Source organism: Aromatoleum sp., from assembly GCF_032027225.1.
Lineage (GTDB): Bacteria > Pseudomonadota > Gammaproteobacteria > Burkholderiales > Rhodocyclaceae > Aromatoleum.
Map to the genome: position 1 here is coordinate 66,500 of NZ_JAVSMM010000011.1, position 16,410 is coordinate 82,909.

The 16,410-nt window shown below is 72.2% G+C and carries 10 protein-coding genes; all 10 read left to right on the forward strand.

The genetic code is table 11. The annotated features are described in order from the left end of the window. Positions 1-6: 6 nt before the first annotated feature. The 10 genes from ROZ37_RS13235 to ROZ37_RS13280 are packed head-to-tail and all read left to right on the forward strand — an operon-like array spanning position 7 to position 16,408. A complete protein-coding gene (locus tag ROZ37_RS13235; protein ID WP_312659978.1) occupies positions 7-1,233 on the forward strand; it encodes a contractile injection system protein, VgrG/Pvc8 family in 1,227 nt (408 codons plus the stop codon). Then, positions 1,230-2,153 (forward strand): phage baseplate assembly protein V, encoded by a 924-nt coding sequence (locus ROZ37_RS13240; RefSeq protein ID WP_312659980.1) that lies wholly within the window; start codon positions 1,230-1,232, stop codon positions 2,151-2,153. Before ROZ37_RS13235 ends, ROZ37_RS13240 begins: the two co-directional genes overlap by 4 nt. Positions 2,154-2,161: 8 nt before the next feature. Beyond that, entirely contained in the window at positions 2,162-2,935 is a 774-nt protein-coding gene (locus tag ROZ37_RS13245; protein ID WP_312659982.1) for a hypothetical protein, read from the forward strand. Then, on the forward strand, positions 2,935-3,348 hold the full coding sequence (locus ROZ37_RS13250; protein ID WP_312659984.1) for a GPW/gp25 family protein: 414 nt from the start codon (positions 2,935-2,937) through the stop codon (positions 3,346-3,348). Before ROZ37_RS13245 ends, ROZ37_RS13250 begins: the two co-directional genes overlap by 1 nt. Next, a complete protein-coding gene (locus ROZ37_RS13255) occupies positions 3,349-5,436 on the forward strand; it encodes a putative baseplate assembly protein (RefSeq protein WP_312659987.1) in 2,088 nt (695 codons plus the stop codon). Further along, a complete protein-coding gene (locus ROZ37_RS13260; protein WP_312659989.1) occupies positions 5,433-8,075 on the forward strand; it encodes a phage tail protein in 2,643 nt (880 codons plus the stop codon). The genes ROZ37_RS13255 and ROZ37_RS13260 overlap by 4 nt, the downstream gene beginning before the upstream one ends. Positions 8,076-8,111: 36 nt before the next feature. Beyond that, the gene (locus ROZ37_RS13265; protein WP_312659990.1) at positions 8,112-10,547 is read left to right on the forward strand and encodes a hypothetical protein; all 2,436 of its coding nucleotides are present in this window, start codon (positions 8,112-8,114) and stop codon (positions 10,545-10,547) included. Positions 10,548-10,589: 42 nt separating this feature from the next. Further along, a complete protein-coding gene (locus tag ROZ37_RS13270; RefSeq protein ID WP_312659991.1) occupies positions 10,590-12,374 on the forward strand; it encodes a hypothetical protein in 1,785 nt (594 codons plus the stop codon). A gap of 57 nt (positions 12,375-12,431) precedes the next feature. Beyond that, positions 12,432-14,669: a hypothetical protein gene (locus ROZ37_RS13275; protein WP_312659992.1), complete on the forward strand. Its 2,238-nt coding sequence runs from the start codon at positions 12,432-12,434 to the stop codon at positions 14,667-14,669. After that, positions 14,666-16,408 (forward strand): hypothetical protein, encoded by a 1,743-nt coding sequence (locus ROZ37_RS13280; RefSeq protein WP_312659994.1) that lies wholly within the window; start codon positions 14,666-14,668, stop codon positions 16,406-16,408. The genes ROZ37_RS13275 and ROZ37_RS13280 overlap by 4 nt, the downstream gene beginning before the upstream one ends. The last annotated feature ends 2 nt before the right edge of the window (positions 16,409-16,410 follow it).

Genomic DNA, 16,410 nt, shown 5'->3' on the forward strand with positions numbered 1-16,410 from the left:
ATCGCCATGCCCGCGACGACGCTGCAGGACGCCTCCGCGACCTTCGAGGACTTCTATGTCCCGCGCTTCGAGATCCACGCCGGCGGCAAGGCGCTGCCGCCGGCCGTGCTGCGCGACGTCATCCAGGTCAGCTACAACGACTCGACGACCGAGATCGACAGCTTCGACATCACCGTCAATAACTGGGACGACATGACGAGGCGCTTCAAGTACGTCGGCAGCGAAACGCAGGCGAAGCTCACCGGCGCCAGTCCCGAAGAGCAGGTGCAGCGCCTGTTCGAGCCCTGCCTCGCGGACTTCGAGCTGAAGCTGGGCTACGGCTCGAACCTGCTCAGCATCGTCAAGGGCACGTCGACCAGCCTGGAGCCGAGTTTCCCCGCGGGCGGCGCGTCGACGCTCACGGTGCGCGCGCTCAACGTGCTGTTCAAGCTGCGCACCAAGCAGTACCGCGACCACTGGGAGAAGAAGAAGATCAGCGAAGTCGCCGAGGACATCGGCCGGCGCACCGACAACGGCAAGAAGCGCTTCCCGCTGCCGATCCGCACCGACGCGCAGGCAAAGCGGCGCGAGCCCCGGCTCGACTACATCGCCCAGGACAACCAGTACGACATCGATTTCCTGCTGCTCGAAGCGAGGAAAGTCGGCTACGTGATCTACGTCGACCTCGAACCGCAGGGCAAGGGCAAGCCGCCGCGCGAAGTGCTGCACTTCGGCCCCTCCACCGCGAAGAATCCGCGCGTGCCCGACGTCACCTACGAGCTGAAGTGGGGCATCTCGCTGATCGACTTCACGCCCAAGCTATCGACGGCGAACCAGGTGAAGTCGATCGAGGTGCGCAGCTGGAACCGGCAGACCAACAAGGCGGTGCGCAAGAAGGCGGACCTGAAGCACCCCGACCTGCGCGTCAATACCGACCTCATCCACCTGCTCGAACCGCCCGGCTGCACACCGCGCGAGGAAGTGGTCGTCAACGAGCCGCAGTACACGCCCGAGCAGGCCGATCACCGCGCCGTGGCGCTGCTGTCGGAACGCCTCAAGCAGATGGTGGAAGCGACCGGCACGACGGTGGGCCTGCCCGACCTGCGCGCCGGCCAGCGCGTGCGCATCCGCGGCCTCGGGGCGCGCTTCTCGGGCGTCTATTTCGTCACCAAGACGACGCACACGATCAACGACAGCGGCTACCTGACCAAATTCACCGCGCGCCGCGAGAACAACGACGAGGGGGCGGTATGACCACGGGAACCGGTGTCGTCACGGCCTTCGTCGAGGAGATCGACGCCCGCCAGGGGCGCGTCAAGGTCAAGTACAAGAGCATGGATGACCGGCTCAAGTCGCCGTGGGCGTACATCGCCGCGCCGATGTCGGGCAAGGGGCGCGGCGCGCTGTTCATGCCGGAAAAGGGCGACGAGGTGCTGGTGTGCTTCGGCGAGGGCAAGTTCGGCTTTCCCTACATCGTCGGATTCCTGTGGAACGGCGAACAGGTGTCGCCGGAAACGGAAGCGCACCAGCGCGTCATCGTCACGCCTGGCGGCCACCAGCTGCGCTTCGAGGACAAGAAGGACGACACGCGCGTGGTGCTGAAATCGCACGGCAAGCATTCGCTGACCTTCGAGGACAAGGCGAGCGGCCCGCAGGTGCTGATCAGGAGCAACGGCGGGCGCGAGGTGCTGCTCGACGACCTGCAGGGCCTCGGCAAGGTGCGCATCAAGTCGGGCGGCAATGAAGTGCTCATGGACGACAACCCGGCAGCGACGAAGATCGAGCTGAAGGCGGGTTCCGGCGTCGGTGTGACGATCACCATGAACGCGACGCCGCAGCCTTCGCTGTCGATTGCCGTCGGCGCGGGCAACACCATCGACGTCAGCGCCGCGGGCGTGACGCTCAACGCCACCGGCGCGCTGTCGATCACGACCGCGGGCGCGGCCAACGTGACGGTCGGCGCCGCGGCGAACATCAGCGTCGGCGGGGCCGCGACGATCACCGCGGGGGGCGCCGTGGCGCTCACGGCGGGCGGGGCGGCGAGCATCACCGCGACTGCGCTGTCGGTCACCAGCGGCATCGCGACCTTCTCGGGTGTGCTGCAGGCTCCCACCATCGTCACCGGCTCGGTGGTCAGCCCGATCTACACGCCGGGACTCGGCAACCTGATCTAGCCGCCGCCATGTTCCCGCTCCCGCTTCCCGCGCCGCAGTTCCAGCCCGATCCGCCCGGTGGCCCGCTCGCGCTCGAGAAGGCCGTCAAGCTGCGCCTCGCGCCGCTCGCCTTCGCCGACGGCACGCCGCTCACGGGCGATGCGATCGACCGGATCGGCGTGCATCTGTATCGCGCGGCCGCCGGCGCGGACGAGATCTGGAACGAAGCCGAGCAGCGCTGGGCGCCCGCGCCGCCCGATCCCGGTGCGCTCACGCCGCTGCCGCTACAGTTCCAGGCCGGCGAGGCGCTGCCGTGGCAGGGCCTCCTCGTCGCCGCGGGCCAGAAGGACCGCAACGGCGCACCGAAGATCGTCGCGGCGGCGGGCGGCCAGCCGCGCTACCGGCTGCGCGCCTTCGTCAAGGCCCACCGCGACGGCGGCCTCTACCAGGGCCTGAGCGACGCGTCCGCCGACCTCGTGTTCGTCAGCCTCGCCGACACGCAGCGCTTCGCCGTGAGCCTGGACAGCGGCGACGCGCAGACCTGCACGCGTGTGCGCCTGCTGCTCAAGGACGGCGCGCTGACGCCGGCGGGCTACGTCGAGATCCGCAGCGATGGCGGGCGCGAAGTCGAGATCGCCAATTGCGCGCCCGGCGGCGCCGTGCGCGCGCGCATCGTGCTGCTCGACAGCGGCGACATCCGTCTGGAACCGGCCACCGGGCGCAGCATCGTGCTCGCCGGCCCGCTCGACGCCGGAATCATCCGCTTCCAGCCACATCTCGGCGGGCCGAAACAGGAACTGTGATGGACAGCGAACGCACCCCGAATCGCGAATTCCTCGGCGTCGGCTGGCGCTTCCCGCTGCAGGTGACGCCCGGCGGCCGCATCGCGCAGGCGCGCTACGAGCAGCGCATCGAGGAGGCCATCGTCATCATCCTGTCGACCGTGCCGGGCGAGCTGCCGATGCTGCCGGAATTCGGCTGCGGCATCCACAACACGCTGTTCGCGCCCAACGACTCGCGCACCGTGGCCCTCGTCGTGCATGACGTGCGCCAGGCGCTGACGCGCTACGAGCCGCGCATCGACGTGCTCGACGTGCACGCCGAGACCACCCTCGACGCGCCCAACCTGCTGCTCATCCGCATCAACTACCGGGTGCGCGAGACGAACTCGATCGGCAACCTGGTCTATCCGTTCTACATCCGGGAGTCGCGCTAAATGCCGCTGAAGGACGCCCTGCCCGTCATCGACGACCGCCGCTACGGCGACATCCTCGCCGAGATCCGTTCGCGCATCGCGCGCTACACGCCGGAGTGGAAGCCCGAGTGGAGCGACGTCAACGACAACGATCCCGGGATGATCCTGGCGCAGGTCTTCGCGTGGCTGTCGGAGATGCTGATCTTCCGCATGGCGCGGGTGCCGCAGCTCAACTACGTGAAGTTCCTCGAACTGATCGGCATCGAGCTGATGCCGGCGCTGCCGGCGCGCGCCGACGTCAGCTTCGCCGTCGACGAGACGTGGCCGCTGCCGACGGTGATCGTTCCGGCGCGCACCCAGGTCAGCGCCGCGGCCGACGAGGGCCCACCCATCGTATTCGAGACCGAGCGCCCGCTGACCGCGGTCGCCTGCCGGCTGCTCGCGGTGCAGGCCTACGACGGCGCCGTCTACGACGACGTCAGCGCGGCCAACGTCGACGTCTCGCCGACACCCGCGCGGCCCGCGCCACCCGGATTCGCGCCTTTCGGCGATGCGCCGCGCGACGACGCCGCGCTCGTCCTCGGCTTCGGTTTCCCGCCGGCCTACCCGACGCCCGACCAGTTTCCGACGCTCAGCCTCGACCTCGCGTTCTGGGCCTTCGAGCAGCCGCAGGACGCGCTGACCGTGCAGTGCGCACCGGCGACGCGCGCCTACGCGCCGGCCCGGCTCGAATGGGAAGGCTGGGACGGCGCCGCGTGGCAGCGCGTCGACGCGCTCAACGACGAGACCCTCGCCTTCACGCGCAGCGGCCACGTCGTGCTGCGCCTCGACAGCGCGCTCCAGCTCGCACGCAGCTTCCTCGGCGAGTACGACACCACCGACCCCGTCACCAAGCAGCCGCGCGAGCCGCTGTTCTGGCTGCGCGCGCGCCTCACCCGCAACCAGTATGAGCGCGCACCACGCCTCGCCGCGGTGCGCACGAACACCGTGCCCGCGCTGCAGGCGCAGACGGTGCAGCGCGAGATCCTGGGCGGCACGACCGGCGCGCGCAACCAGACTTTCCAGATCGAGAACACGCCCCTCGTGCAAGGCAGCCTCGTCATCGAGATCGACGAAGGCATCGCCGACGACGCGGCCGCGGCGCTCGGCGCCACCGCGCGCCGCTGGGCCGTCGCCGAGGACCTGTTCGGGGCGGGACCCACCGACGAAGTGCTGGCGGTGAATTGGACCAGCGGCGAAGTGCGCGCGGGCGACGGCGAGCACGGCCAGATCCCGGTCGCCAACGCCGACAACCCGGACACCAACGTCGTCGCGGTGGAATACCGCTTCGGCGGCGGCAAGCGCGGCAATGTCGCCGCCGCGGCCATCGCGACGCTGGTGTCGCCGATCGACGGCCTCGACGGCGACAAGACGACGAACATCTTCGCCGCCTACGGGGGGCGCGACGAGGAGCGCTTCGAGGAGGCGCAGGTCCGGGCACGTCGCACGCTCCGGGCGCGCGAGCGCGCGGTGAGCGTGGACGACTTCGAGCTGCTCGCGCAGCAGGCCGGCAACGTCAAGCGCGCGAAGGCGCTGCCGCTCGCGCACCCGCGCTTTCCCGGCGTGGCCGTGCCCGGCGCGGTGACGGTGATCGTCGTCCCCGACGCCGAGGGCCCGAATCCGCTGCCGAGCGACGGTCTGCTGCGCACGGTGTGCGAGTACCTCGACGCGCGGCGGCTGCTGACCACGGAGCTCTTCGTCGTCGCGCCGCGCTACGTCGCGGTCGCGGTCGATGCGCAGGTGGTCGTCGACGACCGGGCCGACCCTGCCGCGGTGAAGCAGGCCGTCGAGAACACGCTGGCGAGCTACCTGCACCCCTTACGCGGCGGCGACGACGGTAGCGGCTGGCCGTTCGGCGGCGCCTTGCGCTACTCGAAGATCGTGCAGCAGGTGTTTGCCGTCGCCGGCGTGGACAGCGTGCCGCGCCTGGTGCTGACGGTGGAAGGGGATGAGCAGCCGGAGTGCCGCGACGTGGCGATCTCGGCGTTCGCGGCGAATGCGCTGGTGACGGTGGCGGGCTTGCGGGTCGAGGTGCTGACGGCGTTCGAGTTCGAAGGAGCGCAGCGATGAGCACCGACGTTTCGCGCGCTGCCCCGGTGCCGGCGCCGCCCCACGACCCTTATTCGCTGCTCCTCGCCGGCCGCATCGGCCCGCGCCCGGCGCTCGGCTGGCGCCTGCGCCGCAGCGAGCGCGTGGACATCGACGGCGGCACGCGCGCCCTCGTGCTCGCCCCCTCGCCCGCGGCCGCACGCTGGCTCAGCGAGGCCGACGGCAGCTTCGGCGGGCTCAGGCCGCCCCCCAACGTCGCGCGGACGCCCGGCGGCGATGTCCTCCTGCTCGATCCGGCGACCGGCGAGCTCGAGCGCTTCGACCCCTGCTGCGGGCGCTTCAAGCCGCTGCCGTGCACGACGCAGAGGGTCCCCGATCCGACCGGCTGCCTCGACCGCGGCGCGGCGGGCGTCCCATCCGCCCCGCCGGTCCCGCTCAACCGCCTGCTCGACGCGCGAGCCATTGCGGTATGTGCCGGCGAGCTGTTCATCGCCGACCGCGGGCATGGCCGCGTGGTCCGCCTGAGTCTCGCCGGCTGGGTGCCGCGCGGCGCGCTGCGCCTGCCGCCCGCCCAGCAGGCGGCGCTGACGAGCCCGCCGTGGCAGCCGGCCGGCCTCGCCGTCGACGGTCACGGCATCCTTTACGTGTCCGACCCGGCCAACGGCCGCGTCGACCGCTTCGGACCGCGCGGTCAGTGGCTGAGCGCGGTCGCTGCGGGCCTCGGCGTCACCCACCTCGCGCTCGACTGCCGCGACCGGCTGCACGCGGTCATTTTCGAAACGACGGTACTGTCGACGGCGGTCGGCGCGACCACCGTCGCGCTGCAGCTCGACGCGCTCGCCGCCGGTTTCCACTGGCACACGCTGAAGCTGAGCGTCCCGCTTCCCGGCGCGCGCTTCGCGGTCGCGCTGGACGCGGGCGATGCGCCGTGGACCCTCGCCGAACTGCACAACCCCGCGAACCCGCGCTGGACGCCGTGGCTCGGCGCCGCCGAGCTGCCGCGGCTCGCCGATCCGCTGCCGCTCGCCGGAGTCGTCGGCCGCTATCTGCGCCTGAGGCTCGCGCCCGCACCGGGCCATGCCGCGACCCCGCCGTTCGACGTGATCGCCGCCGGCGCGCGTGTCGTGCGTATCGTCGGCGAGGCCGTCGAGCCCCTGCCCGCGGCGCGCGCCGATCTCGTCACGTGCTTCCCGCCGAACCCGATCCACATCGATGCGCGCGGCCACCTGCACCTGTGCGGCGTCTGCGGCCCGGAGGTCTTCGACAGTCACGGCCGCCCGGTGCCGGCGGAGGAGCGCCTCAACGGAGAGCGCTATGAGCGCGCCGGCCATTACCTCTCGCACGCGCTGGATGCGGGCATCGACGGCTGCCAGTGGCACCGTGTCGAGCTCTCCGGCGCCATTCCGCCGGGCGCCGCGGTCGAAGTGCGCACGACCACGGCGGCGATCGAGCTGTCGTCGGCGGAAGTCGATGCGCTGCCCGAATCAGCGTGGGCGACGCGCCTCGTGGCGACCACGATGGCGCCGCCCGACAAGGCCGCGCCGTCGTCGTGCACCTGGGACTGCCTGGTCATGAGCCCGCCGGGGCGCTTCCTGTGGATCGACCTCAAACTCGCCGGCGACGGCCGCGTCACACCCTGCCTCTCGTCCGCGCTGGTGGAATACCCGCGCATCAGCCTGCGCCGCTACCTGCCGGGCATGTTCGGCTTCGATCCGGTCGGCGCCGACTTCACCGACCGGCTGACGGCGATCTTCGACGCCACGCTGCGCTCGATCGAGGCCCACGTCGACCGCGAGGCGATGCTGTTCGACCCGCTGTCGGCCCCGGCCGACGCGCTGCCGGGCCGGATCGACTTCCTGTCGTGGATCGCCGACTGGATCGGCGTGACGCTGTCGCACGACTGGCCGCTCGAACGCCGCCGCCATTTCGTCAAGCAGGCAGCGAAGCTCTACTGCCGCCGCGGCACCCCCGACGGCCTGCGTAGCCAACTCCTGCTGCTGCTCGGCTTCGACCGCGCCTATGCGGAACATTGCCTCGCCGAACGCCGGCAGACGCGCTGCGTTCCGCTGCCGAGAAACTGCGGCCCGTGCCCGCCGTGCACACCCGCCGAACCGCCTCCGCTGATCCTCGAACACTTCAAGCTCCGACGCTGGCTCTATGCATGCCACGGCCGGCTGGGCGACGACTCGGTGCTGTGGGGCAAACGCATCCTCGACCGTTCGCAGCTCTCGGGAAGCGCCGCCTCCGCCAGCCCCGAACATGGGAATGCGCAGGTCGGCGTCACGCGTCTCGACAGCGTTCCCGACCCGCTGCGCGATCCCTTCCACGTCGGCGCGTACAAATTCAGCGTCTTTGTGCCGGCGCGCATCCGCGACTCGGCGAGTGAGAAGCGCGCGCTCGACGACCTGCTCGCGCGCGAGGCGCCGGCGCACACGGCAGTCGACGTGCGCTACGTGGAGCCGCGCTTTCGCGTCGGCGTGCAGGCGACGATCGGACTCGACGCCGTCATCGCGCGCACCCCGTGCGGCGTGCGGCTCGACGAGGCGCGGCTGCGCCAGGGCACGGTGTTGTCGGGCGTCCCCGGGTCGCCGGCCGGCGCGCGCCCGCCGTCGCTCGAAGTCGGCCGCTCGCGGGTCGGCACATCGACCCGGCTGGCATAGCGACCGGCATAGGCACTCTCTGGAGAGGACCCGACCATGGCTCATCACAACCACGCGCACCCGGAACCACTATCCGGCCCGTTGGGCTGTCCGCAGTGCGAGTTCGAGCCTTTCGTGCGCAACCATTTCTTCACCGGGAAGATGATGGGCGCGGGCGAATTCGTCACCGAGTCGCAGTACCACGCCGAGAAGATGCGCCACCACAACGTGCGCCTGCACGGCTGGGGGGTGGTTTGCGGGCTCGCGGTGCACCAGCACCCCTCGCCCGAATGCCGCAAGCGCTACGTGATCGTCGAGCCGGGCACGGCGATCGACTGCTGCGGTCACGAGATCCTCGTGCCGCAGCGCAAGATCGTCGACGTCGCGCAACATCCGGCGGTGCAGAAGATCGCCGGCGACGGCAAGCTGCATACGCTGCAGCTGGCGATCTGCTACCGCGACTGCCCGACCGAGGACGTGCCGGTGCTGTACGACGAGTGCGGCTGCGACGACACGCAGTGCGCGCCGAACCGCATCCTCGAGTCGTTTGCCTTCGACGTGCTGGTCGATCCGCCGCTGTCCGCGAACCCCGGCGCCGCGGCGGCGCTCGCGGCCTTCGTCGCCACCGACCTGCACGGCGCGGTCGGCGCGATGGGGGCGACGGCCGCGGGCAAGCTCGCCGTCGTCGACCCGGGCAACGCCACGCGCGCCTTCGTCCTCGACCCCGCGCATCGCAGCCTGATCAGCGTCGCCTTGCCGGCCGCGGCCAAGGCGATCGCGCTCGCGGGCGACGGCGCGCGCTTCTTCGTCGTCACCGCGCCGAAGGCCGGGCCGGAATGCGAAGTGCATGTCTACGCGCTCGCCGACGGCGCCGAGGTGGCGACCGTCGTCGCCGGCGCCACGCGCACGATCCCCGGAACCACGGCGGCGAGCGTGCTCTTCGCGGCGGCGAGCGCGGCCGCGGCGAGCGCGCTGCTCGTGCTCGACCAAGGCAGCGGCAAGCTCTTCCGCTTTGCCGCGGACGCGACGCACGGCATCGCCGACGCCGACGACGGTGCACCGATCGCGACCCCCGCCGGCAGCGGCGTGCTCGCCGCCAACACGGACGGCAGCTTCGCGTACGTCGTCGACCCGGCGGGCAAGGTGCAGGCCGTCAACCTGACGACGCCCGGCGTCGCGCCGCTCGGCGGAGTGCCGGCAAGCGCGAAACCGGTCGCGCTGGCGCCGTTCGTGCTCGGAACGAGCGGCATGGTCGGCATCGCGAGCGGCAGCGAAAAGCGCGTGTATGTCGTCGACCAGGGGGCCGGCACGCTCAAGGCCACGATCGACGTCGCACACACGCCGCGTTTCCTCGCCGCCAGCGGCGGCGCTGCCGCGCCGTGGCTCACCGTCTACGAGGAGGACGCCGGGCACGCCCGCGTGCAGTCGCTCGACCTCGCCCCGCTCGCGAGCGGCAACCCACCGCTCGTCGCGGCGCCGCGCGCGCTCGGGCCTGGCGTCCGCCACATCGTGCTGATCCTCGCCAACGGCCAGCTCGCGACGCTCGACGTCACGACGCTCGCCGACAGCGACTGCGCGGATCACCTCGTGCACCAGATCGACGGCTGCGCCGGCTGCGACGTCGCCGACTGCGTCGTGCTCGCCACCCTCGCCAACTACATGCCCGACATGTCGCTGCTGGATCTGCCGGCCGCCGCCGACGACATCGCCCAGGCCATCGCCCGCATCGACAACCTCGCCGGGCGACGGCTGCTGGCGACCACGGCGACGCTGCAGGCGTGGCTGGAATGCCTGCAGGTGAAGGGCGGCGTGCCCGGCCCGGCCGGCCCGCCGGGGCCGCCCGGAAAGGATGGCGCCGACGGCCAGGACGGCGCGGACGGTCAGGATGGGCAGGACGGCGGCCCGGGCGTCATCGACGTCGCGCTGGAGGTCGGCGACTGCTCGACCCCGCCCTCGCTGACGCTCGCCAACCAGGTGCTCACGCTGACGCTGCCCAAGTGCTGCGACGGCGAGCTCGTGCACATCTGCCGCATCAACTGGAAGCACGCCGACGTCGTCGCCGAACAGGACATCCCGTTCATCGAGATCGCCTTCGACGGCGACCTCGAGCCGACCGACCTGAAGCAGACGATGCTCGAGCAGTCCTTCGTCGTCGAGACCCGCCACGGTGCGCCCGACGAGCGCGAGCGGCAGCTCGACTGCTGGTGCCAGCTGAGGGGCAAGTACGAGCGGCTGCGGCTCGACAAGCCGTGCGAAGGCGGCGAGGAGATCCACGGCGTGCCCAACACGCTGCGCTTCCACCCCGAGCCGCCGCTCGTCCCCGGCAACACCTACCGCGTCCGCCTGCACGGCGACCTCCTCCGCGACGCCAAGTGGCAGCGCGGCATCGACGCCAACCACCTGCCGCCGTGGGTATCGGGCGGCCGCAGGAGCGGCGACTGCATCGAGGGCGGCACCTTCCTCAGCTGGTTCGAGGTCGCCAGGCGCGGCTAATTCTCGCCACGTCCGGTCCCACTTTTCGTCCGGAGATTCGTCATGTCGCACGACTTCCTGTACGACGCCACGCAGCGTCTCGACGCGGCCGACCCGTGGGCGCCGGCGCGCCAGCGCCCCGACCCCTGCGCCGAGGACTGCACGCCGCGCTGCCCGGCCTGCGGCGGGCTCAAATGCCTGTGCCGGCCGCGTTTCTTCCCCGGCCAACTACTGACCGACGACGATCTCAACCGCCTCGAGCAGTACGTGATCGACAAGAACCGCCTGCACAACCGCTACCTGCACGGCTGGGGCGTGGCCTGCGGCCTCGAGGTCGGCTGCGACCCCTGCGCGCCCGGGCATGTGATCGTGCGCACCGGCTACGCCGTCTCGCCCTGCGGCGACGACATCGTCGTCTGCGCCGACCAGTCCGTCGACATCTGCGCGCTGATCAACACCTGCGCCCCGACGCGCCAGCCGGTGTGCGACCCGCCCTACGACACGCCGCCGCAGGACTGCAGCGGCAAGGCGCGCGAGTGGGTGCTGGCGATCTGCTACGACGAGCGGCCGGTGCGCGGCATCACCGCCCAGCTGGGCATGAGCGACACCCCCTGCGGCACGCGTTGCGCCTGCGGCGGCTCGGGGAGCTGCGGCTGCGCCGGCTGCAACGGGACCGCGACGGGCCAAAGCGGCGACTGCAGCTGCGCGCCCAAGACGGCAGCGACGCCGCCGCCCCGGCGCAAGACCTACGCGCCGCAATGCGAGCCGACGCAGGTCTGCGAAGGCTACCGCTTCGTCGCCTACCCCGCGCCGAAGCCCGCGAAGATGCCCGACCCTGCCGGCGGCCGCTCGGGCGAGCTGATCTGGGCGTGGCTGTACGCCAACCGCGCGCGCTTCGGCCCACTGCTCGAACGGCTGCTGTGCTGCGTCACACGCGCGATGGAGCTGCGCGCGGCGATCCGCGAAGGCCAGGCGCTCGACGTCACCGCCTCGCTTTCCGTGTACACGGACTACGCCGCCGCGCTGCAGGAATTCGCCGCCGACTTTTCGCTGCACCGCTGCACCTTCGTGTCCCGCGTGCAGCGCCAGTACGACGACGCGCGCGACTTCGTGCACCGCGTCGGCCAACCGAGGGCGCTCACCAAGAACCAGGTGCAGCAGCTCAAGGGCCACGTCCTCGCGCTCGACAGCACCTGGCTCGACATCCTCTCCGAGTGTTTCTGCTCCGCGCTGCTACCGGCGTGCCCGCCGCCTGCGCCCGACAACTGCGTGCCGCTCGCCGTCGTCACCGTCGGCGGCGACACCTGCCGCGTGGTCGAGATATGCAACTGGGAGGCGCGCAAGATCCTCGTCACCTGGCGCACGGTGATGTACTGGCTGTCATGGCTGCCGTGGCAGCGGCTGCGCAAGTGGATTGCCGACCTGTGCTGCGGCGACGAGCGCGAGCGCAGCGTCTACCGCCTGCTGATGCTGATGATCGGCGTCGCCTTCTCCGGCCAGCAGGCCGCGGCCGCGCCGCGCATGGCGCGGATGGCGAGGATGGCAGGGCCGAGGGGGGCGGCCGGAGCGGCCGCGGAAACGGGCGGCGACCCGCTCGCCGACGCGCTCGGCGCCGACCATCTGCTGGACTTCATGCTCAAGGACTACGCGTCGCTACGCAGCGAAGGCGCCGCCTCGACGCAGCACCCGCTGTGGGCCGCGCTGCTCGCTCGCGCCTCGGACGCCTCCGCGCTGGCCCCGCTCGCGGGGGCGCCCCCCGAGGTCGGCGACCTGTCGCGCAAGCTCGCCGAGCTGGAGCGCCTCGTCGCCGCGCAGCAGAAGCAGATCAACGAGCTGAGCAAGCGATAACCGCGGCGCTCGCAGCCGGCGCGCGCGCCATTCCCGAGCCACCCCCAGGAGCACGCCATGGGCGCCCAGGACCAACGACCCCGCTTCTTCGAAGGCCAATACCTCGGCGCCGACGACCTGACCGCGATCGTCGACGCGCAGCGCATCGGCGACGCGCGCCATGCGCTCGGCGCGCATACCTGGGGCATCGCCGTGGGCCTGACGCTGGGCGAGCGCGCCGCGCCGGGCGCGCCCAACCGCGTCGACGTGACGCTGCAGCCGGGGTTCGGCTGGGACGGCTTCGGTCGCCCGATCGCCGTGTCGCGGCCGACGCGCCTGCCGGAAACGCTGTTCGCGCAGATTCCGTTCAGCCCCGCGCTCGACGACCCGAACAACGGCCCGGGGCGGCTCGTGCCGGTTTGGATCGCCTACGACGAGATCGCGACCGGCAATCCGCAGCCCGGTTTCGAGACCTGCGCAACCGACGACCAGAGCGCGCGCATCGGCGAAACCTTCCGCTTCGTCGTCGGCCAGCAGCCCCCCGCGCAGCAGCGCTCGCCGATTACGATCGGCACCGCGACCGTGGACGCGCTCGACGCGCTGACGCAGTTCGACCCGACGGCGGCGAAACTGTGGGACACCTCGGTGCCCCACCAGAGCTTTCCCGCGGGCAAGCCGCCACGCTGGCTCGTCCCGCTCGGCTTCGTGCGCTGGATCGCACGCGACAACGCGCTCGGTTACTTCGCCAAACGCGACCTCGTCGCCGCCGACGAAGTGGGCGGGCGCATCGCGGGCTTGCGCCGTTATGCCGGCGTCGTCGCCGAACGCATCGAATCGGCCGGGCGCGTGATCGTGCTGCACGCGCGCGGCGAGGACCCGAACGCGCTGCACCGCTACGCGCGGCTGCTCGGCGACCCCGCCAAGGCGCTCGCGCTGCAGGACGACCTGGTGTGGGTCGAAGGCAACCTGCGCGTCGGCGGCGACGCCAAGCTCAACGGCGGCAAGCTGCATTTTCGCGACGGCGACGGCGAGGAGCGCAAGACGCCGCTGTACATCGCGCGCTTCGGCGACGACGCGGGCGGCGACGGCAAGCGCGAGCTGCGCGTCGCGATCGGCGACACCAGCCAGATCGACAACCGGCTGGTCGTCGGCCCCGTCGAAGCGGCCGGCACGCTCGCGCCGCGGCTCGTCGTCGTCAGCGGCGCCGCGGCCAACGCCGCCGAGGGCCGCGTCGGCGTGAACACGGCGACCCCTGCTGCGGCGCTCGAAGTCAAGGGCGACTGGGCCGGCAACGAGGACGGCGCGCTGCGCCTGTCGGGCGCGCAGGCGACGCTGCGCTTCGACGGCGGCGTGGGCGGCGAGACCTGGATCGCCCAGCTCGCCGCCGCGCCGGCCGGGGCGCTGCGCCTCGCCCACCGCACCGGGCCGGGCACTTGGCGCAACGTCGTCCTCCTCACGCCGGACCACCGCGTCGGCATCGGCGCCGACGCGCCGCGCAATCCGCTCGCGGTGCGCGCCCAGCCGGGCGCCGCAGCCGATTTCGACGAACTGGTGAGCTTCGAGGACAGCGGCGGCGCGGGCAAGTGGCACCTCAATCTGCACAAGGATGCGGCCGGCAAGGCGCTCAACTTCGCCGAAACCGACGTCGCCGACGGCCGCCTGTACCTGCAGCAGGGCGGCAACGTCGGCATCGGCACGCTGCAGCCGGCGGCGCGGCTGCACGTGCAGGGCAATCGCGTGCGCGTCGAGAACGTCACCGGCGCGCCCGGCTCGCGCGTGCTCGAACTGCGCACCGACGGCAGCGCGGTCGACGTGCAGTCGAACACCAGCCACCTGTACCTGCGCAGCACGCACCCGGGCGGCCCCGCCGACCGCCACATCGTCATGAACCCGAGCCCCGGGGGCGAGCCCGACGGCCTCGTCGGCATCGGCCTGGTGCCGAACGCCGAGAAGCTCGAAGTCAAGGGCAACATCCTCTTCGGCGCCGTGCCCGACCTCTTCGCGGTGGGCGCCGGCGCGGCGATGCGCATGGTGTTCGGGCGGATCGAGGCGAACGGCAGCTTCACCGGCAGCGGCTTCGTCGCCGCCCGCAACGGCGTCGGCTCGGGCGACTACACGGTGGGCTTCGCACCTGCCTTCAGCGGCGTGCCCATCGTCGTCGCCACGCCGATCGACTCGCTCAACGACGACAACGTCCTGACGCTGGGGGGCATCACCGCGGCCGGCTTCGCCGTACGCGTGCGCGACGTCGTCGATGCAGCGGCACCGTTGCCACAGGACACCGCGTTCAGCTTCATCGCGATCGGCGCGCCGTGAAAATGCCGACGACCTGCATCATCGACCGCCTGCACCTGTCGGTCGTCGCCAGCGCCGCACCGGCGCGCGCCGACGCGCTGCTCGCCCGCCTGCGCGAAGTCGCGGCGCGCAAGCTGGGGGAGGCGATCGCCGCGGGCCTGCCCGATGTCGCCGACGAAAGCGTCGTCTTCATCGACCGCCTCGACTTCGACTGCGCGCTGAACGCCGCGTGGGACGACGAGCAGCTTGCACGCGCCTGCGCCCGCGACTTCGTGCACGCGCTGACGGCGCAGGCCGACGCTGCCGGCGTCCGCCGCTTCGCCGACCGCGCCGAGTTCGTCGCCAGCTTCGCCATCGCGCTCGCCGACGGCGACGCCGAGCGGTGCTGGTGGTTCGACGAGTTCGAGGGACTGCGCCTGTTGCCGCGCTCGTCGGCGCTGCGCACGGTGCTCGGCGGCGAGGGTGCGGCCGCATGGGCGGCGCTCGCACGGCTGACCGACGCCGCCGCGCAGCGCGTGCTGCAGACGCTGACACCCGCGGATGCGCGGCGCCTGATGTCCGCACTCGGTCGCGCCGACGGCGGCCTCGCGCCACCGCTCGCCGGCCTGCGCCGCGCGCTCGCCGCGCCGCTGGCCGAGCGCGTGCCCGGCGCTGCGCATCGCGTGCTCGCGGCCCTCGTCGCACTCGCCCGCGAGGAGCCAGCAAGCATCGGCGCCCGCGCCGTGGATGCGCTGCAGGCCCTCGCCGCCTTGCACACAGCAGCGGCCAGCGGCGCGCTCGCCACCCACCTCACCGCCGACGCGTCGCCCCGCGTCGCGCTCGCCCGCTGCTGCGCAGCCACGGGCATCGCGCCGGATGCGCTGGCGGCGTGGAGCGAGGCCGACGTCGACGAGCTGCTCGACACCTTGCGCCGCGCCGCGCCGTCTCCGCCAGACGTCGCGACGGCCGACGCCGAACGCAGCGCGTGGGGCGGCACGTGGCTGCTCGTCGCGCTGCTGGCGCGCCTCGGCTGGTGGCAACGCTGGCAGGACGCCGGGCGCGACGCGAGCGGCGAACACGCCGGCGACCTGGCCCACAGTCTCGTGCTCGCAGTCGCGGCGCGGGCGCTGCTCGGCGATGCGCATGCGCTGCTCACCGAGGATCCGCTGCTGCGCCGCATCTTCGGCGACCCCCATCCGGCGCCCGCCGCCGGGTGGCTGCGGCACGTGCTGCGGCTGCCGCTCGCACCTCCGCGCGCCTCGGCGTTCGCGACGACGCCGCTCGGCGCCGGCCGTCGCCGCCGCGTGGCGTTGATCGAGGCGGACCGCGGCAGCATCGTCGGCCTCTTCCGGCCGGCGCAGGCGGCGGCAGCGGTTGCCGCCGCGCTGCCCGCGGATGCGGTGCTCGTCTCCACCGGCGAGCCTTCGTCCGAGGCGCCGGACGATCTCGCCGCCGCAATCGCGTGGTGGCAAGCCCACGGCCCGGCAGCATCGCACGGCGCACTCGACGACCTCGACGACCTCGACGACCTTCTCGCCATCGTCGCCCTGAACCTGCTGCGCGAATTCGCGTCGCGCCTTCCCGGCTGCCGCGAATCGAGCCCGGCCTATCTGCGCAGCCAATGCCTGTCGATGAGCGCGCATGTCACGCTGGACGACGCGTGCATCGGCGTGCGCCTCGGCCGTGCCCCGCTCGACGTGCTGCTGACGCTCGCCGGCATCAACCGCGGCACCACGGTGCTGCCGGACGGGCGCGCGCTGCGGATCGAGACCGACCGGTGAAG

What these genes read in the sequence shown, in the direction of transcription:
- ROZ37_RS13260 (WP_312659989.1), top strand. Translation starts at nt 5,433, where the DNA reads ATGAGCACCGACGTTTCGCGCGCTGCCCCGGTGCCGGCGCCGCCCCAC.
- ROZ37_RS13275 (WP_312659992.1), top strand. Translation starts at nt 12,432, where the DNA reads ATGGGCGCCCAGGACCAACGACCCCGCTTCTTCGAAGGCCAATACCTC.
- ROZ37_RS13245 (WP_312659982.1), top strand. Translation starts at nt 2,162, where the DNA reads ATGTTCCCGCTCCCGCTTCCCGCGCCGCAGTTCCAGCCCGATCCGCCC.
- ROZ37_RS13240 (WP_312659980.1), top strand. Translation starts at nt 1,230, where the DNA reads ATGACCACGGGAACCGGTGTCGTCACGGCCTTCGTCGAGGAGATCGAC.
- ROZ37_RS13270 (WP_312659991.1), top strand. Translation starts at nt 10,590, where the DNA reads ATGTCGCACGACTTCCTGTACGACGCCACGCAGCGTCTCGACGCGGCC.
- ROZ37_RS13265 (WP_312659990.1), top strand. Translation starts at nt 8,112, where the DNA reads ATGGCTCATCACAACCACGCGCACCCGGAACCACTATCCGGCCCGTTG.
- ROZ37_RS13235 (WP_312659978.1), top strand. Translation starts at nt 7, where the DNA reads ATGCCCGCGACGACGCTGCAGGACGCCTCCGCGACCTTCGAGGACTTC.
- ROZ37_RS13250 (WP_312659984.1), top strand. Translation starts at nt 2,935, where the DNA reads ATGGACAGCGAACGCACCCCGAATCGCGAATTCCTCGGCGTCGGCTGG.
- ROZ37_RS13255 (WP_312659987.1), top strand. Translation starts at nt 3,349, where the DNA reads ATGCCGCTGAAGGACGCCCTGCCCGTCATCGACGACCGCCGCTACGGC.